The sequence below is a fragment of the Nocardia sp. alder85J genome, assembly GCF_020176955.2.
Classification (GTDB): Bacteria; Actinomycetota; Actinomycetes; order Mycobacteriales; family Mycobacteriaceae; genus Nocardia.
On sequence record NZ_JAIUCZ020000016.1, the window covers coordinates 14,112 to 35,098 of the forward strand.

The 20,987-nt window shown below is 69.6% G+C and carries 20 protein-coding genes and 1 other RNA gene; 7 read left to right on the forward strand and 14 right to left on the reverse strand.

Translation table 11 applies throughout. The features are described 5' to 3' along the window. Window positions 1-2 precede the first annotated feature (2 nt). From LBW94_RS40525 to LBW94_RS40535, 3 genes are all read right to left on the reverse strand, one after another. Window positions 3-1,481: a cation:proton antiporter gene (locus tag LBW94_RS40525; protein ID WP_225060359.1), complete on the reverse strand. Its 1,479-nt coding sequence runs from the start codon at window positions 1,479-1,481 to the stop codon at window positions 3-5. Between the two features lie 373 nt (window positions 1,482-1,854). Beyond that, on the reverse strand, window positions 1,855-2,784 hold the full coding sequence (locus tag LBW94_RS40530) for an SURF1 family protein (protein WP_225060396.1): 930 nt from the start codon (window positions 2,782-2,784) through the stop codon (window positions 1,855-1,857). Window positions 2,785-2,789: 5 nt separating this feature from the next. Continuing rightward, window positions 2,790-3,275, reverse strand: coding sequence for a low molecular weight protein-tyrosine-phosphatase (locus LBW94_RS40535; RefSeq protein ID WP_225060360.1), 486 nt, complete (start codon window positions 3,273-3,275; stop codon window positions 2,790-2,792). A gap of 433 nt (window positions 3,276-3,708) precedes the next feature. Between LBW94_RS40535 and cobC the strand changes: the two genes are divergently transcribed. Together cobC and LBW94_RS40545 are read left to right on the forward strand one after the other, a co-directional pair. Beyond that, window positions 3,709-4,731, forward strand: coding sequence for an Rv2231c family pyridoxal phosphate-dependent protein CobC (cobC, locus tag LBW94_RS40540; RefSeq protein WP_225060361.1), 1,023 nt, complete (start codon window positions 3,709-3,711; stop codon window positions 4,729-4,731). A gap of 322 nt (window positions 4,732-5,053) precedes the next feature. Further along, window positions 5,054-6,139, forward strand: coding sequence for a Nif3-like dinuclear metal center hexameric protein (locus tag LBW94_RS40545; RefSeq protein WP_225060362.1), 1,086 nt, complete (start codon window positions 5,054-5,056; stop codon window positions 6,137-6,139). 178 nt (window positions 6,140-6,317) lie between these two features. On the opposite strand, the gene LBW94_RS40550 is transcribed toward LBW94_RS40545, so the two are convergent. Continuing rightward, window positions 6,318-6,758: an OsmC family protein gene (locus tag LBW94_RS40550; RefSeq protein ID WP_225060363.1), complete on the reverse strand. Its 441-nt coding sequence runs from the start codon at window positions 6,756-6,758 to the stop codon at window positions 6,318-6,320. Between the two features lie 183 nt (window positions 6,759-6,941). On the opposite strand from LBW94_RS40550, the gene LBW94_RS40555 reads away from it, so the two are divergent. Both LBW94_RS40555 and LBW94_RS40560 read left to right on the forward strand, forming a co-directional pair. Further along, window positions 6,942-7,679: a zinc ribbon domain-containing protein gene (locus LBW94_RS40555; protein ID WP_225060364.1), complete on the forward strand. Its 738-nt coding sequence runs from the start codon at window positions 6,942-6,944 to the stop codon at window positions 7,677-7,679. Window positions 7,680-7,775: 96 nt separating this feature from the next. Then, a complete protein-coding gene (locus LBW94_RS40560; RefSeq protein WP_225060365.1) occupies window positions 7,776-9,167 on the forward strand; it encodes a bifunctional RNase H/acid phosphatase in 1,392 nt (463 codons plus the stop codon). A gap of 130 nt (window positions 9,168-9,297) precedes the next feature. Here the strand turns inward: LBW94_RS40560 and LBW94_RS40565 are convergent, their stop codons facing one another. From LBW94_RS40565 to rnpB, 3 genes are all read right to left on the reverse strand, one after another. Next, complete coding sequence (locus tag LBW94_RS40565; RefSeq protein ID WP_225060366.1) at window positions 9,298-9,630, reverse strand: hypothetical protein; 333 nt, start codon at window positions 9,628-9,630, stop codon at window positions 9,298-9,300. 444 nt (window positions 9,631-10,074) lie between these two features. Continuing rightward, window positions 10,075-10,866 (reverse strand): slipin family protein, encoded by a 792-nt coding sequence (locus LBW94_RS40570; RefSeq protein WP_416277057.1) that lies wholly within the window; start codon window positions 10,864-10,866, stop codon window positions 10,075-10,077. A 194-nt stretch (window positions 10,867-11,060) separates the two neighbouring features. Then, an RNA gene (rnpB, locus tag LBW94_RS40575) (RNase P RNA component class A) lies at window positions 11,061-11,482 on the reverse strand. A gap of 115 nt (window positions 11,483-11,597) precedes the next feature. Between rnpB and LBW94_RS40580 the strand changes: the two genes are divergently transcribed. Further along, window positions 11,598-12,485 (forward strand): alpha/beta hydrolase, encoded by an 888-nt coding sequence (locus tag LBW94_RS40580; protein WP_225060368.1) that lies wholly within the window; start codon window positions 11,598-11,600, stop codon window positions 12,483-12,485. Between the two features lie 46 nt (window positions 12,486-12,531). Here the strand turns inward: LBW94_RS40580 and LBW94_RS40585 are convergent, their stop codons facing one another. From LBW94_RS40585 to panB, 7 genes are all read right to left on the reverse strand, one after another. Continuing rightward, on the reverse strand, window positions 12,532-13,443 hold the full coding sequence (locus LBW94_RS40585; protein WP_225060369.1) for a CHAD domain-containing protein: 912 nt from the start codon (window positions 13,441-13,443) through the stop codon (window positions 12,532-12,534). Continuing rightward, window positions 13,443-14,402 carry a prolyl aminopeptidase gene (gene pip / locus LBW94_RS40590; RefSeq protein ID WP_225060370.1) on the reverse strand — a complete coding sequence of 320 codons (960 nt, stop codon included), beginning with the start codon at window positions 14,400-14,402 and terminating at the stop codon, window positions 13,443-13,445. The genes LBW94_RS40585 and pip overlap by 1 nt, the downstream gene beginning before the upstream one ends. Beyond that, a complete protein-coding gene (locus tag LBW94_RS40595; RefSeq protein ID WP_225060371.1) occupies window positions 14,402-14,848 on the reverse strand; it encodes a hypothetical protein in 447 nt (148 codons plus the stop codon). The genes pip and LBW94_RS40595 overlap by 1 nt, the downstream gene beginning before the upstream one ends. A 148-nt stretch (window positions 14,849-14,996) precedes the next feature. Further along, a complete protein-coding gene (locus LBW94_RS40600; protein WP_225060372.1) occupies window positions 14,997-15,590 on the reverse strand; it encodes a DUF4351 domain-containing protein in 594 nt (197 codons plus the stop codon). A 23-nt stretch (window positions 15,591-15,613) separates the two neighbouring features. Next, window positions 15,614-15,850, reverse strand: a complete 237-nt coding sequence (locus tag LBW94_RS44665; protein ID WP_225060373.1) for an Rpn family recombination-promoting nuclease/putative transposase — start codon at window positions 15,848-15,850, stop codon at window positions 15,614-15,616. Between the two features lie 136 nt (window positions 15,851-15,986). Beyond that, window positions 15,987-16,877, reverse strand: coding sequence for a hypothetical protein (locus tag LBW94_RS40605; protein WP_225060374.1), 891 nt, complete (start codon window positions 16,875-16,877; stop codon window positions 15,987-15,989). A 175-nt stretch (window positions 16,878-17,052) separates the two neighbouring features. After that, entirely contained in the window at window positions 17,053-17,898 is an 846-nt protein-coding gene (gene panB, locus LBW94_RS40610; RefSeq protein ID WP_225060397.1) for a 3-methyl-2-oxobutanoate hydroxymethyltransferase, read from the reverse strand. Window positions 17,899-18,040: 142 nt separating this feature from the next. Between panB and LBW94_RS40615 the strand changes: the two genes are divergently transcribed. Further along, complete coding sequence (locus tag LBW94_RS40615) at window positions 18,041-19,585, forward strand: alpha/beta hydrolase (RefSeq protein WP_225060375.1); 1,545 nt, start codon at window positions 18,041-18,043, stop codon at window positions 19,583-19,585. A 59-nt stretch (window positions 19,586-19,644) separates the two neighbouring features. Next, window positions 19,645-20,982, forward strand: a complete 1,338-nt coding sequence (locus LBW94_RS40620) for a glutamine synthetase family protein (RefSeq protein ID WP_225060376.1) — start codon at window positions 19,645-19,647, stop codon at window positions 20,980-20,982. Window positions 20,983-20,987: the final 5 nt, after the last annotated feature.

Here is a 20,987-nt window from a genome sequence, read left to right on the forward strand (position 1 = left end):
CGTTACGGGGCTTGTGGTTCCGTGATGAACAGGGCTTCGATCGCGGGGCCGGCCGTGGGTTCGGCGAGGATCAGCACCTCGTCGCCGCTGCGCAGCCGGGTGTCCGGGGTGACGGTCACCAACCGGCCGCGGCGGATGATCACGCTCACCCACAGATCCGCGAACGGCAGGCCGGATACGGTGGTGCCGTCGGCCGGGGAACCCGAGGCGACCGTGTAGCGGTGCAGGCTGTCGGGCTCCTCCTCGAACCGCGCGTTCATGGTCCAGGGCCGGGGATGCACCGTACGCAACGGCACCCCGAGCCACCGGGCCACCACCGGCACGGTCCCGCCCTGCACGATCACGGAGAACGCGACCACGACGAAGATGATCTCGTAGGCGCGGTGGGCGCCGGAGATCCCGGAGTGCAACAGGAAGCTGCCCAGCAGAATCGGCACCGCGCCCTTCAGCCCGGTCCACAGCACGAAAAGCCGCTCGCCGCGCTCGAGCCGGATCCGCTGGATCAGCGCACCCACCAGCACCGGCCGGATCACCACCGCCAGCAGCCCCGCGAGCCCGAGCCCGATCGGCAGCGCCCCGCCCTCCAGGACGCCGTGCGGCCCGGTCACCTGGATGGTCAGGCCCAGCATCGCGAAGGCCACGATCTCGCCGAGAGTGGCCAGCGCCGAATGGAATCGCTCGATCTCGGCCCGGAAGGGGGCCCGCTCATCGCCGATCATCATGCCCGCCACCAGCACCGCCAGGAATCCGGAACCGTGCAGCAGGGTGGTGGCGCCGTAGATCGCGGGCACGCACACCAGCACCCGCAGCGAGTACAACCCCGCCGCCGGCAGCGGCACCCGCCGCATGAACCACAACAGGCCGCGGCCCCCGGCCACCCCCGCGACCGCGCCGACGAGCAGTTGCGCGGCGAACTCCCCGGCCGCGGAACCGAGAGCGTCCCAATGGAATCGGCTGGTCTCCAGCAGCACCACCAGCAACGCGATGCCGACCGGATCATTGGCCCCGGACTCGCCCTGCAACAGCGTCCCGGCGCGGCCCTCGATCTGCCGCCCGCCCAGCACCGAGAACACCACCGCCGGATCGGTGGGCGACAGCGCGGTACCCAGCAGCAGCGAGATCCGCCAATCCAGCCCGAAGATCAGATGCGCGGCCAGCGCCAGCGCCGCCGCGGTGACCAGGGTGCCGGCCACCCCGATCCAGGTGATCGCCGCCGCATTGGCCCGGAATCGCCGCCGGCCGATCTGCATGCCGCCGTCGAACAGGATCACCACCAGCGCGATCGTCACCACCTGCTGGACCAGCGTGATCGGAATCCGGCCCAGCGCCGGCCAGATGTCGGACGCGGCCGCCGCGGCGCCCAGGAACAGCGCGGGCGCCGGAATCGGCAGCCATTTCCCGAGCCGGTTCGACAGCACCGCGGCCAGCGCGGCCAGCGACACGATCAGCACCGCCGCGGCGAACGGCGTCACATCAGTCATCACGATGTCCCGGTGGGCACGACTTCAGCCGGCGTACAACACCATTCGGATGTCTCACGAGGAGCACAGGATCCGCCTTCCGATCGCACGAACAGAACCCGTCGACCAGACTTCCCGACACACCACTCATGACTTTAGCGTTTCGTTTACGACCCGAGACCGGCCGGTCCGCCCGGGGCGACATCGGCACCTGCCGGACTCCCTTCGGCCGCCGTTTCGCGCCGCGCTGATGAGCTGCTCGGTGCTGAATATGCTGTTGGGCAGCCGTTTTCGCGTCTCGACAGTGGTGGATTGTGGCGGTTGCGCGATATGCCCTGCTGGGCAGGGCATTACACGGGACTGCCTGCCCCCTCGGTGGCCGGGTACCTGCTGGTCAGCGACGTGTCCCGCCGTAGCGATCCGCGAGCCGGTCGGCGTTGGTCTTCGGTGGTGCCGGGGTGCTCGTAGCGACGGCGGCGTCGGCCGCGGATTCGGCTCGAGCTGCCGGAGCGAGCCCGGTGGACGTTGCCGGTCCGGTGGCGGTTGCCGGGGCGGGTGCGGGGGTGCGCTCGCGGCGGCGTTCGCGCAGTTCGGCGACGACGAAGTAGCCGAGGCCGAGCGGAGCCATGACGCCGAAGGCGATCCATTGCAGGCCGTAGGACAGGTACGGTCCGGCGTCCAGCTGGGGCAGCGGCTCGGGGGTGAAGGCGCCGGGCTGCCCGTCGGACAGTTGCAGATAGCCGCCGCTGCGATCGCCGGTGGGTACAACGGTCAGCGGGGTGCCGAGCACCGTCGACACCTCGGTGGTATCGATCGAGTACACCTGCCGGTAGCCGTCCTGAGTCATCGGTTCCTTGCCGGGAATGACGCCCTCGGACTTGCGGACCCGGCCCTCGATCCGCTGCTGCCCGGCCGGTGGCTCGGCGATCGGCGGGAGGTGGATGCCGTCGGCGGCGCCCACCAGGCCACGATCGACCAGCAGTTCCCGCCCGTCGGCCAGCTGGAAGGCGGCCAGCACCCCGTACGCCGGTTTGTCGTCGAGCCGTTGCAGTCGTTCCAGCACCGTGGATCCGGGCACGTAGTGGCCGGTGGCCAGCACCCGCCGCCATTCGCTGTCCTTCGTGCCCGGCGCGTTCAGCAGGCCCGCCACGTCGACCGGATCGGCGCGCACCGACGCGGCGATCAGATCGTTGCGGTGCGAGGTGCGGACGTTCTTCCCCAGCTGCCAGGGCGCGAGCACCGTGAAACACAGGTAGGCGAAGGCCGCCACGACGGCGGCCAGGATCACCCAGCTGGGCCGCAGCAGGAAGGTGATCCGGCGCAGGACGGTCATCGGCGCTCACCGAGTTGCGCGCGCACCTGGTCGAGCAGTCCGGGCACCGCGGCCTCGATCTGCTCCCGGACCAGTTCGAAGTCGGCGGTGTCGCCGTAGTACGGGTCGGGTACGTCAGGGCCGTCGGCGTCCGGATCGAAGGATCGCAACAGCCGCCGCCGCGCCGTGGGCACCCCGAGCCGGGCCAGCTCCCGCGCGTGCGTGGTGTCCAGCGCTATCACCAGGTCGGCGGCCAGATGGTCCGGTCCGACCGCAGCGGCCACGTGCCCGGTCGGGTACCCGTGCCGCCGCAGCAGCGCGTCGGTCCGGCGGTCGGCGTCGTCGCCGGAATGCCAGCCGCTGGTACCCGCGCTGGTCACCCGCACCCGATCGGCGAGACCCGCCTGTTCCACCGCCGTGGCGAAGATCTTCTCGGCCATCGGCGATCGACAGATGTTTCCCGTGCAGATGAAGGTCACGTGCATCTCGCCCACGACAGCCATTCTGTCCGGTCGGCTCCGCGGGCGGCCACGTAGGGTGTCGTCTGTGCCCGAGACCACTACAGACCGTCGTACAGCGGTGACCTCCCGCCGCGCGTGCTGTCGTCGTGCGAGGGCAGCGGGGGCGCGGATCCGGCCGGCCGTATCGTCCACGTCGCGGGTAGGCCCATCGTGGTGATCGGCCGAACCGGTGGCCGTCGATGACCGGAGGAGGTATGTGGGCGTGGTCGGCGAGTCGATGATCGCTGGTGAGCCGGGGTCGGCTGTGGGCCCCGAGACTGTCCACGGGCCGGGAACGGGTGTGGGGCCGGGGGGCGTCGATGAGCCGGACGCGGGTGTGGGCTCGGCAGCCGGTGATCAGCCGGTTGGCGATGAGCATGAGGCGGGTGTGGGGCCGGGGGGCGTCGATGCGAGGGCTGCGGCCGGTCGATGGGCGGTGGATCGGGAGCTCCTGCGGCATCACGGGGATGTGGATGCGGAACCCGGGATGCTGGATTTCGCGGTGAATGTGCAGGGGGAGGGGCCGCCGGCCTGGTTGCGGGAACGGCTGGCGTCGCGGCTGGGGGAATTGGGCCGATACCCGTCGGCGGCCGAGGAGGCGGCGGTGCGGGCCGCGGTGGCGGCTCGGCACGGGCGGGCGCCGGAGGAGGTGCTGCTGCTCGCGGGTGCGGCCGAAGGGTTCGCGATGCTGCCGCGGCTGGGGGCGGTCGCGGCCGCTGTGGTGCAGCCGTCGTTCACCGAGCCGGAATTCGCGCTGCGTGAGGCCGGGACACCGGTGACACGGGTGCTGCTGCCGCCGCCCTACGCGCTGGATCCGGCGCTGGTGCCGGTGGCGGCCGACCTGGTGGTGGTGGGCAATCCGACCAACCCCACCTCGGTGCTGCATCCCGCCGAGCGGATCCTGGGGCTGCGGCGGCCGGGCCGGATCGTGGTGGTGGACGAGGCATTCGTCGACGCCGTCCCGGGAGAGGTGGAATCGCTTGCCGGGCGATCACTTCCGGATGTCCTGGTGTTCCGCAGTCTCACCAAGACCTGGGCGCTGGCCGGGCTGCGGTGCGGTTACGCGCTCGGCGATCCCGGCGTGCTGGCCCGCCTGAATCACGGTCGCCCACATTGGCCGCTGGGCGTCCTGCAACTGGAAGCGGTGGCCGCCACCGCCGAACCTGCCGCTGTCACCGAAGCACAATCGCGGGCAAGGCAACTCGCGGCCGACCGGATCTCGATGACGGCCCGATTGCGGGCGATCGGGGTGTACGTGCACGAACCCGCGGCCGGGCCCTTCCTGCTGATCCGCGTCCCGGATGCCGAACTGCTCCGGAAACGGCTGGCGGACAAGGGGATCGCCGTACGCCGCGGCGACACCTTCCCCGGGCTCGGGCCGGGCCATCTGCGCCTCGCCGTGCGACCGTCCGCGGTGGTCGATCGGCTGATCACCGCCGTTCGCGACATCGGCCTCTGACCGCTGCGGGAGCCGGTACCGGAACCTGCCACCGGCGCGACGAGTGGCGCCGGCAATCGGCCGATGCCGGATCGGCCATCCGGTGAGTCGAAGGTGGTCGGCGGATCGGCCGGTACCGGATCGGCCGTCGGGTGTCGCGAATGTGGCTGGTGGGTCGGATGGTGGCGGATCGGATATCGGGTGGGCGGGTGTGGCCGGGACGTCGGCTGGGACCCGCCGGGTCTTCGGTAGTGTCGGACATCCGGCATGCGGTGACGCCGAGGTTCGGCCGGGCTCGGCGCCCGGCGCGTGTGGTCCTCGGTGTGGACGGTGAGGAGGCGCGGTGGCACAGGTCGATGCGGGTGTGACGGTGCGGGAGCTGGTTGCGGCGCTGGATGCGGCGTATCCGCCCCGGCTGGCCGAGTCCTGGGACTCGGTCGGGCTGGTGTGCGGTGATCCGGCAGATCCGGTGTCGCGGGTGTTGTTCGCCGTGGACGCCACCGCTGCTGTGGTCGACGAGGCGATCGCTTGGGGCGCACAGGCTCTGGTGGTGCACCATCCGCTGCTGTTGCGCGGGGTCGACACCGTGGCCGCCGACACTCCGAAGGGGGCGTTGGTGCATCGGCTGATTCGGCACGGCTGCGCGCTGTTCACCGCGCATACCAATGCCGACTCCGCCGATCCGGGGGTCTCCGATGCGCTGGCGGCGGCGCTGGGAGTCGTCGTGTCCGGTCCGCTGGAATCGAAATCTGCTGCGGCCGTGGATGAATGGACGGTGCACGTACCCGCCGAGGCGGCCACCGCGGTGACCGACGCGCTGCTGGCGGCCGGCGCCACCGCCGCCGGGCACGACTGCGCCCGGCACGGTGTGGTCGCCGGATCGCCTGCGGGTGAACCGATCCGGATCGTGGTGGTGGCGCCGCCGGCGGCCCGGCGCGCACTGCTGACGGCACTGCGGTCGGCGCATCCGGCCACGGACCCGGCCTTCCACGTCACCGAGCGCGCGGCGTTGCCGACCTCGTGCGGGCTCGGTCGTATGGGCGCCATCGCGAAGCCGGAAACGTTGCGCGCCTTCACCGCCCGGGTGCGCGCCGCCCTGCCCGGCACCGTCTGGGGCGTGCGCGCCGCCGGCGATCCGGATCGCCTCGTGCACACCGTGGCCGTGTGCGGCGGCGCGGGAGATTCGTTCCTGGGCACCGTCGCCCGCCTCGGCGTCGACGCCTACGTGACGGCCGACCTGCGCCACCACCCCGTCGACGAGCAGTTGCGCGCCGGCGGCCCCGCACTGATCGACGCCGCTCACTGGGCCACCGAATTCCCGTGGTGCGCACAGGCCGCCACCGTCGTCCGCACCGCTCTGCCGGCCGTCACCACCCGGATCTCCACACTGCGCACCGACCCGTGGACGATCGGCGCCGCCGACGACTGACCGATCGGTTGCCCACCGGCCGGGGGACGAGTGTGCTCGCCGACGAGAGGCTTCGGTTGGGTGCCGAACGGTGGATGGCCGGCGGCGACGAGCCGGTGTGCTCGTACCGCCGGGGACCCGCGGGGAGCGGTGATCGGAATCGTGTACCGGCCGTGGGTGATCGACGTGCGGTGTGCGCTCACCCGGTGACGATGGTCGGTTCGTGGTGCACGGGGAAGTTCATGGAATTGGCCAGGTAGCAGCGGGCGTGTCCGGTGGTGTGCAGGGTGCGGGCGGTGTCGAGGTGGGCCGCCGTGGTGATGGTGATGTGCGGGTGCAGGGTGACGTGCAGGAAGCGCCGGTCGTCCATGGTGCCGGTGGCGGCGTCGTGGTAGTCGGTGACGACGATCCCGGCGTCGGCGCAGAGGTGCAGGTACCAGAGCATGTGGCATTCGGCGAGGGCGGCGACGAGGAGTTGTTCCGGATTCCAGCGGGACGGGTCGCCGTGGAAGGCGGGGTCGGCGGAACCCGGGATCGGCGGGCGGCCGGGGGCGTGAGCCTCGTGGTTGCGGGAGTAGCCGCGATAGTCGGTCGTCGCCCCGCTCCAGACCACCTCGACCGCGTAGTGATGTTCACCCATGAGGTCAGCGTGACACGGCGCGGTGCCCGCTCGCGCCCCGATTTCCGCGGGCCGCGCCGGTGGAAGGGGCGGGCTCGGGCGGAACGGGCCGGGGGCGGAGTACCGTTGACCTTCCGGTCCCGGTCACTCCGCGGCCGTTTGCACCCACTGAACCATCCATAGTGTCGAGGAGTACGTTCCGCGTTGAATGTCGAACCATCGATCCAGGCCAAGCTGCTCGACCTCGCCGCCGTCGACGCCGAACTGACCCGCATCGAGCATCGCCGCAAGGTGCTGCCCGAACAGCAAGAGGTGCAGCGGCTGGAGACGGAGCGCTCCACCCGCAAGGATGCCGCGGTGAAGGTGGAGATTCTGATCGACGATCTCGACCGGGACATCCGCAAGCTGGAGAACGAGATCGACGGCGTCCGCAAGCGCGAGGATCGCGACCGCGGCATGCTCGACAGCGGCAGTGTCGGCGCCAAGCAGCTCGCCGAGTTGCAGCACGAGCTCACCAGTCTGCAACGCCGTCGCACCGTCCTGGAGGACGATCTGCTCGAGGTGATGGAGCGGCGAGAGGCCGCCGTCGCCGATCATCAGCACGCGGGCGCCCGGCTCAGCAAGGCCGAGGAGGATCTGACCGACGCGATGCGGCTGCGGGATCAGGCGGTCGCCGATCTCGACGTCGCCACCCAGCGTTGCACGACCGACCGTGGGCAGCTGGTCACCGTGTTCCCGGCGGACCTGCTCGGCATCTACGACAAGCAGCGTGGCGCCCACGGCGTCGGCGCCGCCCTGCTCCAGGCCCGCCGTTGCGGCGCCTGCCGCATCGAACTGGACCGCGGCGAGATCGCCCGCATCGCGAAGACCGAACCGCCGGTCGTGGTGCGCTGCCCGGAGTGCGGCGCGGTGCTGGTCCGCACCAAGCAATCGGGACTGTGAGCCGGACGGGTGGCGGAATGCGTTCCGCCACCCGGATATCCGCGGCGTCGTACGGCCGCGTGAGGGACGACCGCAGTGGTGACACAGGGAGAGACGATGACGCGTGTGATCGTGGAGGCCGACGGTGGCTCCCGCGGTAATCCGGGACCGGCCGGTTACGGCGCGGTGGTCTGGGATTCCGGGCACGGCCGGGTGCTGGCCGAGCGCAAGGAGTCGATCGGCGTCGCGACCAACAATGTCGCCGAATATCGGGGTCTGATCGCGGGTCTCGCGGCGGCCGCCGAACTCGGCGCCAGCGAGGTCGACGTCCGGATGGATTCCAAGCTGGTCGTGGAGCAGATGTCCGGCCGCTGGAAGGTCAAGCACACGGCCATGATTCCGCTCGCCGGCCAGGCCCGGCAGCTGGTCTCCGGCTTCGATATCGTCCGCTTCCAGTGGATTCCGCGCGCGGACAACTCCCATGCCGACCGGCTGGCGAACGAGGCGATGGACGACGCGCCCCTGATCGAATCGGTGCGGGCCGCCGAGTCGGCGCGTGTTGCCCGGTCCGAATCCGCCGGTGCCTCGCCGGGTTCGACACGGGCTGCCGAATCAGCCGCGGCGCGGCCCCGGTCGGCGCGCGCCGCCATCGATGCCGCACAGTCCGCCGCCGACGGGACACGGTCCGCCTCCGGTACACGATCCGATTCCGGCGTCGCAGGGTCCGATTCCGGCGTGGTGCGGTCCGATCCCGCTGCGGCCGGGTCGGATTCGGCCGCCGTCGTGCCGTCGGATTCGTCCCCTGCCGAGCGCGCGGCATCGGCCATCGCCGGGGCCACGGGCAGCGGTGGCGGTGCACCGGCGGCCTCCGGTGGCCCGGGTTGGTCCGGCGCCGTCGGCCGCCCGACGCGCCTGCTGCTGCTACGGCACGGTCAGACCGAATTGTCGATCCAGCGGCGGTATTCCGGTCGCGGTAATCCGCCGTTGACGGCGCTCGGCCGGGAGCAGGCCGCGCGGGCGGCGGAACATCTCGCTGCCAAGGGGGGTATCGCCGCGGTGGTGAGTTCGCCGCTGGAGCGGGCCCAGGAGACCGCGACGGCCGCGGCGCGGGCGCTGGATGTCCCGGTGCGGGTGCTGGACGGGCTGATCGAGACGGACTTCGGCGAGTGGGAGGGGCTCACGTTCAGCGAAGCGGCGCAACGGGATCCGGAGGTGCACGCGGCCTGGCTGGGTGATCCGTCGCTGCCGCCGCCCGGTGGGGAGAGTTTCGACCGGGTGCGCGAGCGGGTGGAGCAGGTGCGCCGGGATCTGGCCGCGCTGTACCCCGAGCGGAACGTCCTGGTGGTCAGTCACGTGACGCCGATCAAGACCTTGCTGCAACTGGCGCTGGGGGTCGGTCCGTCACTGCTGTACCGGCTGCATCTGGATCTCGCCTCGCTGTCGATCGCCGAGTTCTATCCGGACGGCGGATCGTCGGTGCGGCTGGTGAACGAGACCTCGTACCTGTAACCGGCCCGCGGGCACCGACGGGCCGGTTCCGGATCTCGCGTTCCGGAACCGGCCCGAAAGTGATGCTCGCCGAAGCTGTCTCGTGCGGCGAGCACCGCGGCTGGAACCCGACCCAGGTGTAGCGGACCTCTTACTGCAACGCCAGCATCGTGCCGTTGAGCTGATCGAGCGGCCCGTAGACCGTGAACACGACCCGGCCGCTCGGGTACTGCGAGGACATGTCCGCCGCCGAGTCGAGCGCCTCACCGAAGGAGGCCGCCGACGGGTGCGGCAGGCCGGCCAGCGCCTGTCCGACATGGGTCTGGTGCACCCACTGGGTGTCGCCGGGGGTGAGATCGACCTGCACCCCACCGGGCACCGGGGTGATCGCCACCGCGCCCGCCGTGCCGGCTCCCAGCGCGGCCGAAATCGAAGCAGCACCGGCGATCAGAGCGCCGATGGCCAGTGCGCGAACTACTCGCATATAGATAGAACCTGCTTTCCACGTCCGTTGACACCCTCAGTTCGCCGCCACCCCACGGCGCAACTTTCCAACGCGAACACTCTATGACGTCCATCACGTCTCAGGCCAGTTCAGCACGGATTTTCAACGGAGACACGCGGTGACCGGCAACCATATGGTGGGTCTGCGGCGTTTCGCCGACGGCGCTGCTACTGTGGCGCGGGTCAAGCCGTCAGTCGAGTCAGGAAGGAAGTTCAGCACCGCATGTCGTCGATCGTTTACGACTACCTGTTGCCGATGCTCGGCCCCGAGCAGGCCGCCTATTGGGCGCAGCTGCTCGTCATCAGCCCCGCGGGCTAGTCCCGCACCGGTCTGCGGTGGCGCCGCCGAATGCGTTGCCGCCGCATGTTTTCCGCCGATCCGCCGGCCCCGGAACACGGCGCCGGCCGGAAATCCGCCACCGGCTCAGGGTTCGTCCCCGGTTTCCGCCGGGGTCGTGGCGCCCGAGTCGGCCGGGACGGTTCCGGCGTCGCCGGGGGCGGATTGCGCGGGTTGGTCCGGTTGCAGGGTGGAGCGTTCCAGGAATCGCAACAGCTCCACCGGAAATGGCAGCACCAGCGTCGAGTTCTTCTCCGCCGCAACCTCTACCACGGTCTGGAGCAGCCGCAGTTGCAGTGCGGCCGGGGCGGCGGACATCCGGGTACCGGCCTCGGCGAGCATGCTCGAGGCCTGGAGTTCACCCTCCGCGGTGATGATGCGGGCCCGGCGTTCCCGTTCGGCCTCCGCCTGCCGCGACATGGACCGCTTCATCGATTCCGGCAGTGCCACATCCTTGATCTCGACCCGATCGATGTGCACGCCCCAGCCCAGCGCCGGGCTGTCGATCATGACCTCCAGCCCCTTGTTGAGCTGTTCGCGGCTGGACAGCAGATCGTCCAGATCGCTCTTGCCGATGATCGATCGCAACGAGGTCTGCGCGACCTGCGCGACCGCGAACATGTAGTCCTGGACCTCCACGATCGCCCGGACCGGATCGATCACCCGGAAGTACACCACCGCGTCCACCCATACCGTGACGTTGTCGCGGGTGATGCCCTCCTGCGCGGGCACCGGCAGCGTGACGATTCGCATCGGCACCCGGCGCATCTTGTCCACGATCGGAACCAGCACGCGCAGACCGGGTTCCTGCACGGTGCGCACCCGCCCGAACCGGAACACCAGCCCCCGCTCGAACTGCTGCACCACCCGCAGGCTCATACTCGCCACCACGACGCCGGCGAAGGCGCCCACTCCGACGACGGTTGCGATGATCCCCGCAATATCCATAGCCCTGCGCCACCTGGGTTCGCGCTCCGCCGGACCGCCCGCTGGCGGGCCGGTACCTCGATGATGGCACCGCCGCACCCGCCGCGCCACGGCCGAATTCGGCCGCACACCGGGTATCCGGGTGGGGGACGAGTCGGTCTGTAAGCCGGATCCTGTCCCCGGCGGGTGCCGGGGGGCGACCATCCATCTGGGTGCACCGTCGCCGGGCACCTCGAGCGGCCCACCCGCAGGCTCGGGCGAGCAGCCCTCGAACGCCTGCGCAGCCGCACTCACAGGGAATGCGGCCTTCGACCTTGCTCCGGGCGGGGTTTACCGAGCCGCCCCGGTCACCCGGGGCGCTGGTGCGCTCTTACCGCACCGTTTCACCCTTACCGGCGTCCGGCCCTGGGGCCGGGCACCGGCGGTCTGTTTTCTGTGGCACTGTCCCGCGGGTCACCCCGGGTTGCCGTTAACAACCGCCCTGCTCTGTGGAGTCCGGACTTTCCTCGACAGGAGGCAGCGACACCGTCGTGCCCGTCCCTCTCGCCGCAGTCGCCCGACCGACTCGTCCGGGACATTATGCCGGTCCCGTGTCGCGGCCCCCGCACCAGGGCTGGGAGGCCGCCGGAAATCACCGCAACCCGCTCGGCGAGCGGGGGTGTTACCCGTTACCGTTAATGGCCATGGAGCGTGTCGAGGTGGGGTTCCCGTCGGGAAGCGATCAATGTGCAGCGTGGCTCTATCTTCCGGTCGGTCCGCCCAAGCCGCGGCCGCTGGTGATCATGGGGCACGGCCTGGGCGCCGACCGGGAAATGGGGCTGGATCGATACGCGCGTCGTTTCGCCACCGCCGGAATGGGTGTGCTGGTGTTCGACTATCGCGGCTTCGGAGCCAGCGGGGGCAGCGCTCGGCAGGTGATCCACATCCGGCGCCAGCGTGACGACTGGCGAGCCGCCATCGCCTACGCCCGCACCCTCAAGGGCTTCGACGCGACGCGAATCGCGCTGTGGGGCACCTCCTTCGGAGGCGGGCACGTGCTGTCGATCGCGCACGAGGACGATTACCTGGCGGCGGTGGTCGCGCAGTGCCCGTTCACCAGCGGTAAGGCCTCGGCGCGCGCGAAGGGGCCGATCAGCCTGATCAAGACGGGTACGGTGGCGCTGACCGATGTGCTGTTCGGCCCGATCCGGCGCAAGCCGGTACGGGTGCGGCTGGCCGGTCGACGGCATTCCGCCGCCCTGATGAGCGCCGCCGACGTGCCGCACGGGTTCGGGCTGCTCGCCGAGGAGAGCAGCAAGTACCAGCCGAAGGTGGGCGCGCGCATCGCCCTGGCCACGCTGTTCGACGCGCCCTACCGGCGCACCAAGAACATCAAGGTGCCGGTGCTGTACTCGGTGTGCGACAACGATTCCCTGATACCGGTGAAGCCGGTGCTGACGGCCGCCGCCCGCACCAAACACGCCGTGGTCAAGCGGTATCCGATCGGCCACTTCGACATCTACTTCGACGACTGGTTCGAGAAGGCGGTCTACGACCAGACCGAATTCCTGGTCTCGGTGCTGCGGCCGTAACGGGCGGTCGTACCCGCGCCGCCGAGTGCGGCCACCAACCCCGCGGTCACTTCTTCTTGCGGCGCTTCGATTTCCCCTTGCGCAGCGAGCGGCTGCCGTACTTGTGCCGCAGGAAGGCGGCCGCGGCCGGGTATTCCTCGAGGGCCTTGCGGGCGGCATCGGCCTCGACCTGGGCCAGCTCGTCGTAGCCGGAAGTGTCGGCGCCGCGGGCGGCGGCCATCACCGCGCGGGAGCGGATGGCGGCCTGGGCCTCCACGGCGTCGCGATGGTCGCCGAGCACCGTCTGCAATTTCTTGGCGCGGTCGGCGAGTTCCACTGCCGGGCCATCGAGGATCCGGGCGGCCGCCTCCGCGGAATACCGCAATCGCTTGGCGCCCTTGCGGATCTCGTGCAGATGTTCGATGCGTTCGTCACCGGTGAGCTTGGATCCGGTGTGGGCCAGCCGTTGCAGGCGGTGGAAGTCGTCGCGCAGCACTCCGGAGAAGACGCGGGCGGCCTCGGCCTTGGCGTGCCGGCGACCCAACGGCGGGTGGTCGTGCCATCGGACCAGTCGGTCGTGCAGCGCCGAATAGCGGTCGCCGTCCAGCGCGTCGAGCACCTCCCGATGGGCGGCAGCGTATTTCGCGCGCTCGTCGGACACCAGCCGCTCGGCGGCGGCGCGCTGCTCCGGCGGTTGTTCCGCGAGCAGGGTTTCGAACCGCTCCGCTCGCACCTCGGCATCGCGGGCCACGCCGAGCAAGCCCGCCAGCCACTGCAATTCGCCGCGCATCTCGTCGACGCGGTGTTGCCGCAGCACCGTCCGATAGGAACGCAACACGCTGCGCAGCCGCCGGGTGGCGACGCGCATCTGGTGCACCGAATCCGGCGCGTCGGCGCGGACTTCGGGCTCGGTGGTCAGCAGGCTGTCGACGTCGTCGTCGAGGGCGGCGGCGAGCGCGGGACCGGCGGAGGTGTTCATCAGCTGCCCCGGAACTTGTCGGTCGCTTCGACCAGATGGTGGGTGATGCCCGGTTCGGCGGCGGCGTGCCCGGCATCGGTGACCAGGTGCAACTGTGAATTCGGCCACGCCCGGTGCAGATCCCACGCGCTGACCGCCGGGCACACCACGTCGTAGCGGCCCTGCACGATCACGCCGGGGATGTGCGCGATCTTGCCGACGTCACGCAGCAGCGCGTCCTCGTCGAAGAACGCGCCGTGCACGAAGTAGTGGTTCTCGATCTTCGCGAAGGCCAGCGCGAACCGCGGATCGGCCGATTCGGTGACCCGATCCGGTTGTGGCAGCAGCGAACTCGTCGCTCCCTCCCAGCTGGACCAGGCGACCGCGGCCGCCGTGGCGACCTGCGGGTCGGCGTCGTTCAACAATCGGTGATAGGCGCTCACGAGATCTCCTCGGCGCTCGGATTCCGGCACCGGCGCCAGGAATTTCTCCCATTCGTCCGGATAGATGTATCCGGCACTGCCGTTGTAATACCAGTCGATCTCCTTGCGGCGCAACAGGAAGACCCCGCGCAGCACCAGCTCGGTGACCCGTTCGGGATGAGTTTCGGCATAGGCCAGCGCCAGCGTCGACCCCCACGAGCCACCGAACACCTGCCATCGCTCGACCCGGAGGAATGCGCGCAAGCGCTCGATGTCGGCCACCAGATGCCAGGTGGTGTTGGTCTCCAGGCTCGCGCCGTCGGCGATGTGCGGGGTGGACCGCCCGCAGCCACGCTGATCGAACAGCACGATCCGGTACGCCTGCGGATCGAAGAACTGCCGATGGAACGGCGAGGTGCCGCCGCCGGGCCCGCCGTGCAGGAACACCACCGGCTTCCCGTCCGGATTCCCGCTCTCCTCCCAGTACAGCTGCTGCCCGTCGCCCACGTCGAGCATTCCGCTGCGATGCGGTTCCAGGGCCGGGTACAGCGGGCGCATCAGAACGCGATCCCCGAGGCGAGGTCGTTCAACTCCAGCGCCTGCAACGCCTGCGTCCGGACATCCGGGCAGTTCTTGACCATGAGCCGGTCTATCACAGCCTTGTCGGCCAGCACCTGGAGATTGATCGCACCGTTGCGGAAGGCCCAGTCGTGCACCTCGATATTGAGCGCCGCCCGGCCCAGCGTCGGCCCCTGGATCCGCCAGTCCGACAACTGCGGCTGGATGTCGTCACACAGCTGCTTCCCGACCGCGTCGGTGACCTGCACCTGCGCCGGACCGGTCGGTACGGCGGGCCCACCGGCGTGCGCCGACGTCGAGGACGAGGCGGGCCCGCTGGACCCGGCCGGCGCCGGCGACCCACTGGTCCCGCACCCGGCGACCAGTACCGCCGTCGTCGTCGCAACCCCCAGCATCACGCGAGTTGCCCACCGCCTGTGCACCATCTACCAGTCCTCCACTCATGATCCGTCGAGTCCGAGTCTGCCACCGATTGCTCGGTATGTGCCCCTGGACGTCGAGTCGTCAACAGCGTGAGGCGGTACGCGATCCACCCCGAAACGGCAACTGCCGCATGGCCGAACCGGCGACGAACTATCCGCCGACCACGTCGTCGGCCGACGAGGCCGTGAACAGGCGCCGGGAATATTCCTTCAGTTGAGCCGGGCTTGCTGCACGCACTATGGAGGTCACATCGTCGGACAACGCTCCGAACCGATACGACATCTGGTCGATCACCAGTTCGGCTTGGCCCTGTACGCGGCCCCCGGCCCACTCTTCGGTCAATAGTTCTGCCAGGACCTCGCTGCGGAGTCCTTTCTTGAGCTCGTCCCGGACTCCTTCCGTGAGTTGGTCGCGGAGTTTTTCTATGACCTCGTCCCGGACTCCCGCCATGACCTCGTCGCGAAGTCCTTCTATAACCTCGTCGCGGAGTCCTTCCGCGAGCTCGTCCCGGATTGCTTGTGAGATCATCACCATGGCCCCCTTCGCGTGTGGTCCGATCCGGTCTATCAGTGGCAGCAATGCCTTCGCGCTCGTGCTGCCCACGGTAAAAATGTACTCCAGCAGTCGTCGTAACTGTGGCTCAGTCAGCTCCCGCAGATCCTCTTCGAGGGGCTCCAAATCCTCGTCCAGATGCGTATTGCCCGGCACCAGGCGCAACGCGGCCAGTGCAACACCTACGATCACAGGCTTTCGTGCCCGCAGTTGCTCTACCCCGATGGCATTGACGTCGTCGAGCAGGAAGCGCAGCCTCGGCAGATAGCCGCCCAGCGGCTCCGTAGTTCCGCGGGCACGAAACTGACGGACTGCCGCTCCATCACGGTCCAGTCGAACCGTGTCGCGATTGCGGGTGACAGTACCCCCCGCACCTCTCCGATCGCGGTCTCGGCCTGCGACAGCTCGGCCCGGAAATAGGCATCGTGTGGGTTGCTCGGTTTCTCCCCCATGTCCGGCAAACTACCGGCGCCGCGGCAGCCGCGCCACTGTCATTGTGAAACCTCGATGTGAAACCTTTGTGCTGCAAGCGAACACGGCGTGTCGTGCATGGGTGTGTCCGATGGTACGGCTTGGTGCGACCGTCACTCAGCCGTGGAATCCGTTGCGCAAGTGGGTGAGTAGTTCGTCGACGAAGGGGGCATGGGCTGCGTCGGGATGGCCGGGGGAGAGGTCGAGAGTGCGCCAGGGGTGCAGAGCGGCAAGGGGCGCAAGGCGTTCGGCGAGGTCGATTTCGGCGGGGGTGACGGGGCCGGTGCTGCGCCAGGCGTCGAAATACGCCTCGCGGTGCGGGTCTCGGAGGGTGCGCATCGACAGGAACGGGTGTGTGAGGAGGGCGTCGCCCCAGTCGAAGAACCTGGTGCCGGTGGCGAAGACGTGACCGGGGAACAGGTCGTTGTGTTCCAGGCTCAGGCGGTCGTAGCGCTCGAGTTCGGTGGCGGCAGCGGTGATCGCGGGAGCCAGGCCGGGGACGCGGTGTTCGTAGTGGTGGTACACCGCCAGCAACCGGGTCGGTGGGAGGTGGGGGACGCCGGTGGCGCGCAGTTCGGTGATGTGTGCGGAAAGGCGTTGCTGCACAAGGGCATATGTGTGCAGGGCGGCCGACCAGCGATCCGGGTCGGTGCGGACGGCGGTGCCGAACGAGGTGCGGTCGGCCGCGTCGACGGGCAGGGTGGGGCCGCCGTCGGGGGTGAGGAACCAGCCGTTGTCGCGGTGTACGGCAAGGGGTTTCAGGACGGCGTCGGGTGCCAGGCGGTGCAGGGCCGCCAGCAGCGGGCCCTCGTGGGCGAAGGCGCGGGCGCATGCCTTGGCCCAGACCGGGCCCGCGGTGGTGGGGATGCGGGTGAGCAGGGTCCAGTCCCGGCGGCGCATCTCCTCGGCGGGGCCGGTCACGGTGATGCCCGAGGAGAGCAATTCGTCGGTCGCCCACTGCACGAGCGGTTGTAGCGGCTGGTTCGCCACGGATACGGGGACGGTCATCGGTGGGCTCCGAATTGCCGTGCCCGGATGTGCACCCGGGGTGCGACCGGTGTGGTGACGGGTCTGTGGTGACGGGTCTGTGGTGACGCGGGCGAGCGGCATGAGCGCGACCGTACCCAGGACGATCCGCCGGACGCATCGGGTTTTCCAGCGTCCGGCGGATCGGCCGTGCGGATCAGAAAATATGTTCCGGACCTGGGAAGACCCCGCGGCGAACCTCGTCGGCGTAGGTGGCCGCGGCGGTGCGGAGCTGGTCGCCGAGCTGGGTGAACTGCTTCACGAAGCGGGCGGTCTTGCCGCTGGTGTAGCCGGCCATGTCCTGCCAGACCAGCACCTGGGCGTCGCATTCCGCGCCGGCGCCGATGCCGACGGTCGGGATGGTCAGTTTGCGGGTGACCTGGCCCGCCAGGTCGGCCGGCACCATTTCGATGACGACCGCGGCGGCCCCGGCCTCCTGGACCGCGATGGCGTCGGCGATCAGCTGCTCGGCGGCGTCACCGCGGCCCTGCACCCGGAAGCCGCCGAGGGTGTTGACGCTCTGCGGGGTGAAGCCGATGTGGGCGATGACCGGGATGCCCGAGGCGGTCAGGGTGGCGATGTGCTCCGCAACGCGTTCGCCGCCTTCGAGTTTCACCGCGTGCGCGCCGCCCTCCTTCAGGAAGCGGACGGCGGAGGCCAGGGCCTGGGCCGGGCTGCCCTCGTAGCTGCCGAACGGCAGATCGGCCACGACCAGGGCGTGCGGAGCGCCGCGGACCACGCCGCGGACCAGGGGGAGCAACTCGTCCACGGTGATCGGCACCGTGGTGTCGTAGCCGTAGACGACGTTGGCGGCCGAGTCGCCGACCAGCAGTACGGGGATGCCGGCCTCGTCGAACAGCTTCGCCGTCGAGTAGTCATAGGCGGTGAGCATCGACCAGCGCTCACCGGCTGCCTTCCACTGCTGCAGGTGCTGTACTCGCGTCTTCTTGGAAGTCCGCGGCGCCGCGCCGTAGGCAGGGGTTTCCGAAGTGGATTCGGACATCATCGTCCCTTTCGTCGGTCCTCGAGGCCCGTGTGGGTCCCCGGGTGGTGTAGACCAGCCCAGTCTGCCCCGGTCCGACACGCCGCTGAAGGCGGTACGGCCATGGAATTGGTCACATGGCCGTGGATGGCAGGATCGTGCAATGACCTTGTCGCGATCCGGTCGATGTGCAGTCCTGGCCGCCACCCTGTTGACGGCCGCCGCGTGTTCGACATCACAGGTGGTGCCCGGCACGCCCGCACCGGCCGTCCCGACCCCCGCCGGGCTGGAGAAGTTCTACAACCAGACGGTGCAGTGGAGCGGGTGCGACACCTTCGGCGGCGATCAGAGCAGCCGGTTCCCGGTCGGCACCCAGTGTGCCCACGTCACCGTTCCGATCGATTACGCGAATCCGGACGGCGGCACCGCGCAGATCGCGATCTCCCGGATCAAGGCGACCGGGAAGAAGGTCGGATCGCTGCTGTTCAACCCGGGCGGTCCGGGCCAGGCCGGGCTGTGGATGGCCACGCAGGGCCAGGACTCGCGCCTGTCCCAGCATTTCGACCGGGTCGGCTTCGATCCGCGGGGCGTCGGCGCCTCGACGCCGCAGATCAGCTGCCTGACCGCCCAGGAGTGGGATGCGGAACGGGCGGAACCGCCGAAGGACGGTTCGCCGGCCGGGGTCGCCGCCGCGGAGGACGAGAACAAGCAGTTCGCCGCGCACTGTTCGGAGCGCACCGGCAACGACGTCCTGGAGCATGTCGGCACCCGTGAGGTGGTGCAGGACATGGATGTGATCCGGGCCGTGCTCGGCGACCAGAAGCTCACCTACGTCGGCTATTCGTACGGCACCCGGCTGGGTTACTCGTACGCCGAGCGGTTCCCGGAGCGGGTGCGCGCGATGGTGCTCGACGGCGCGGTCGATCCGGACGCCGACCCGATCAAGGAGTCGGTGCAGCAGGCCGCCGGCTTCCAGAAGGCGTTCGACGCCTACGCCACCGACTGCGCCGCGAAGCCGGACTGTCCGCTGGGCCCGGATCCGGCGCAGGCGGTGCCGAAATTCCGCACCCTGCTCGCACCGCTGTGGGACCACCCGGCGCCGACCAAGGACGGCCGTGGGCTGTCGTTCGGCGACGCGATCACCGGCGTGCAGAACACCCTGTACGCCGAGGACAACTGGAACGTGCTCAGCGCCGGGCTGGCGCAGCTGTCGAGCGGATCGGGCGATCTGCTGCTGAAGCTGGCGGATCTGTACAACGGCCGCCGCAACGACGGCAGCTACGACAATTCCCAGGACGCGTTCCTGGCCATCCACTGCGTGGACGATCCGGCGGTCAAGGATCGCCAGGCGGTCGACGAGCAGGATCGCGAATACCGGAAGGTTGCTCCGTTCCTCGACGACGGTCACGGCGGCGATCAGGCGCCGCTGGAGTTGTGCGCATTCTGGCCGGTGCCCAATACCGGTACCCCGCACAAGGTTTCGATAGCCGGACTGCCGAAGACGGTGGTCATCTCGACCACCCAGGATCCGGCCACGCCCTATCAGGCCGGCGTCGATCTGGCCCAGGAACTGGGGGCCGCGCTGATCACCAACAAGGGCACCCGGCACACCGTGTTCCTCTCCGGCGGAGTGGCCTGTGTGGACAACGCGGTGTTCGACTATCTGATCGACCTGAAGGAGCCCCCGAGCGGGCTCACCTGTGGTTAGTTCAGCACTGTGTTCGCCATGTAACACGGATTTAACTCGGCATGCTTACGCTCGCGCGTATGGATCGCCAGAAAGAATTCGTGCTGCGGACGCTCGAGGAGCGTGACATCCGTTTCGTACGGCTGTGGTTCACGGATGTCTTGGGGTATCTCAAGTCGGTCGCGATCGCGCCGGCGGAGTTGGAGGGCGCCTTCGAGGAGGGTATCGGCTTCGACGGTTCGGCGATCGAGGGCTTCGCTCGCGTCTCGGAGGCCGACATGGTCGCCAAGCCGGACCCCTCGACCTTCCAGGTGCTGCCCTGGGCCACCAGCAAGGGCCATCAGCATTCCGCCCGGATGTTCTGTGACATCGCCATGCCCGACGGTTCGCCGTCCTGGGCCGACCCGCGCCACGTGCTGCGCCGGCAGCTGAACAAGGCCGCCGATCTCGGCTTCAGTTGCTATGTGCATCCGGAGATCGAGTTCTTCCTGCTGAAGGCCGGGCTCCCCAACTCGGCCCCGGTCCCGGTCGACAACGGCGGCTTCTTCGACCAGGCGGTGCACGACGAGGCGCCGAACTTCCGCCGCCACGCCATCGACGCGCTGGAGTCGATGGGCATCTCGGTGGAGTTCAGCCATCACGAGGGCGCCCCCGGCCAGCAGGAGATCGACCTGCGCTACGCCGACGCGCTGTCCATGGCCGACAACGTGATGACCTTCCGCTACCTCATCAAGGAGGTGGCGATCGACGAGGGTGTGCGGGCGTCGTTCATGCCCAAGCCGTTCGCGGAGCATCCGGGCTCGGCCATGCACACCCACATGAGCCTGTTCGAGGGTGAGCAGAACGCCTTCGCCGATCCGGACGATCCGCTCAACCTCTCGGAGACCGCGCGGGCCTTCATCGCCGGTGTCCTGGAGCACGCCAACGAGATCAGCGCGGTCACCAACCAGTGGGTGAACTCCTACAAGCGCCTGGTGCACGGCGGCGAGGCGCCGACGGCGGTGTCGTGGGGCCGGTCCAACCGCTCGGCGCTGGTCCGGGTGCCGATGTACACGCCGAACAAGTCCTCCTCGCGGCGGGTCGAGATCCGCAGCCCCGATTCCGCCTGCAATCCGTACCTGGCGTTCGCGGTGCTGCTGGCCGCCGGGCTGCGCGGGATCGAGAAGGGCTACACGCTGCCGCCGGAGGCCGAGGACGACGTGTGGTCGCTGACCCAGGCCGAGCGCCGGGCCATGGGTTTCAAGGAACTGCCCACCAGCCTGGACGAGGCGTTGCAGGCGATGGAGCGGTCGGAGCTGGTCGCCGAGACGCTGGGCGAGCACGTCTTCGACTTCTTCCTGCGCAACAAGCGGCGGGAATGGGCGGGCTACCGGGCCCAGGTCACCCCCTACGAACTGCAGGAGTATCTGGATCTGTGACCCAT

Excerpts from the sequence above, each read along its gene's own strand:
- LBW94_RS44665 (WP_225060373.1), bottom strand. The coding sequence starts at position 15,850 with ATGGGGGAGAAACCGAGCAACCCACACGATGCCTATTTCCGGGCCGAG.
- LBW94_RS40585 (WP_225060369.1), bottom strand. The coding sequence starts at position 13,443 with ATGAACACCTCCGCCGGTCCCGCGCTCGCCGCCGCCCTCGACGACGAC.
- pip (WP_225060370.1), bottom strand. The coding sequence starts at position 14,402 with ATGCGCCCGCTGTACCCGGCCCTGGAACCGCATCGCAGCGGAATGCTC.
- LBW94_RS40565 (WP_225060366.1), bottom strand. The coding sequence starts at position 9,630 with ATGCGAGTAGTTCGCGCACTGGCCATCGGCGCTCTGATCGCCGGTGCT.
- LBW94_RS40560 (WP_225060365.1), top strand. The coding sequence starts at position 7,776 with ATGACGCGTGTGATCGTGGAGGCCGACGGTGGCTCCCGCGGTAATCCG.
- LBW94_RS40570 (WP_416277057.1), bottom strand. The coding sequence starts at position 10,866 with ATGAGCCTGCGGGTGGTGCAGCAGTTCGAGCGGGGGCTGGTGTTCCGG.
- LBW94_RS40605 (WP_225060374.1), bottom strand. The coding sequence starts at position 16,877 with ATGACCGTCCCCGTATCCGTGGCGAACCAGCCGCTACAACCGCTCGTG.
- LBW94_RS40580 (WP_225060368.1), top strand. The coding sequence starts at position 11,598 with ATGGAGCGTGTCGAGGTGGGGTTCCCGTCGGGAAGCGATCAATGTGCA.
- LBW94_RS40595 (WP_225060371.1), bottom strand. The coding sequence starts at position 14,848 with ATGGTGCACAGGCGGTGGGCAACTCGCGTGATGCTGGGGGTTGCGACG.
- panB (WP_225060397.1), bottom strand. The coding sequence starts at position 17,898 with ATGTCCGAATCCACTTCGGAAACCCCTGCCTACGGCGCGGCGCCGCGG.
- LBW94_RS40525 (WP_225060359.1), bottom strand. The coding sequence starts at position 1,481 with ATGACTGATGTGACGCCGTTCGCCGCGGCGGTGCTGATCGTGTCGCTG.
- LBW94_RS40550 (WP_225060363.1), bottom strand. The coding sequence starts at position 6,758 with ATGGGTGAACATCACTACGCGGTCGAGGTGGTCTGGAGCGGGGCGACG.
- LBW94_RS40615 (WP_225060375.1), top strand. The coding sequence starts at position 18,041 with ATGACCTTGTCGCGATCCGGTCGATGTGCAGTCCTGGCCGCCACCCTG.
- LBW94_RS40620 (WP_225060376.1), top strand. The coding sequence starts at position 19,645 with ATGGATCGCCAGAAAGAATTCGTGCTGCGGACGCTCGAGGAGCGTGAC.
- LBW94_RS40535 (WP_225060360.1), bottom strand. The coding sequence starts at position 3,275 with ATGGCTGTCGTGGGCGAGATGCACGTGACCTTCATCTGCACGGGAAAC.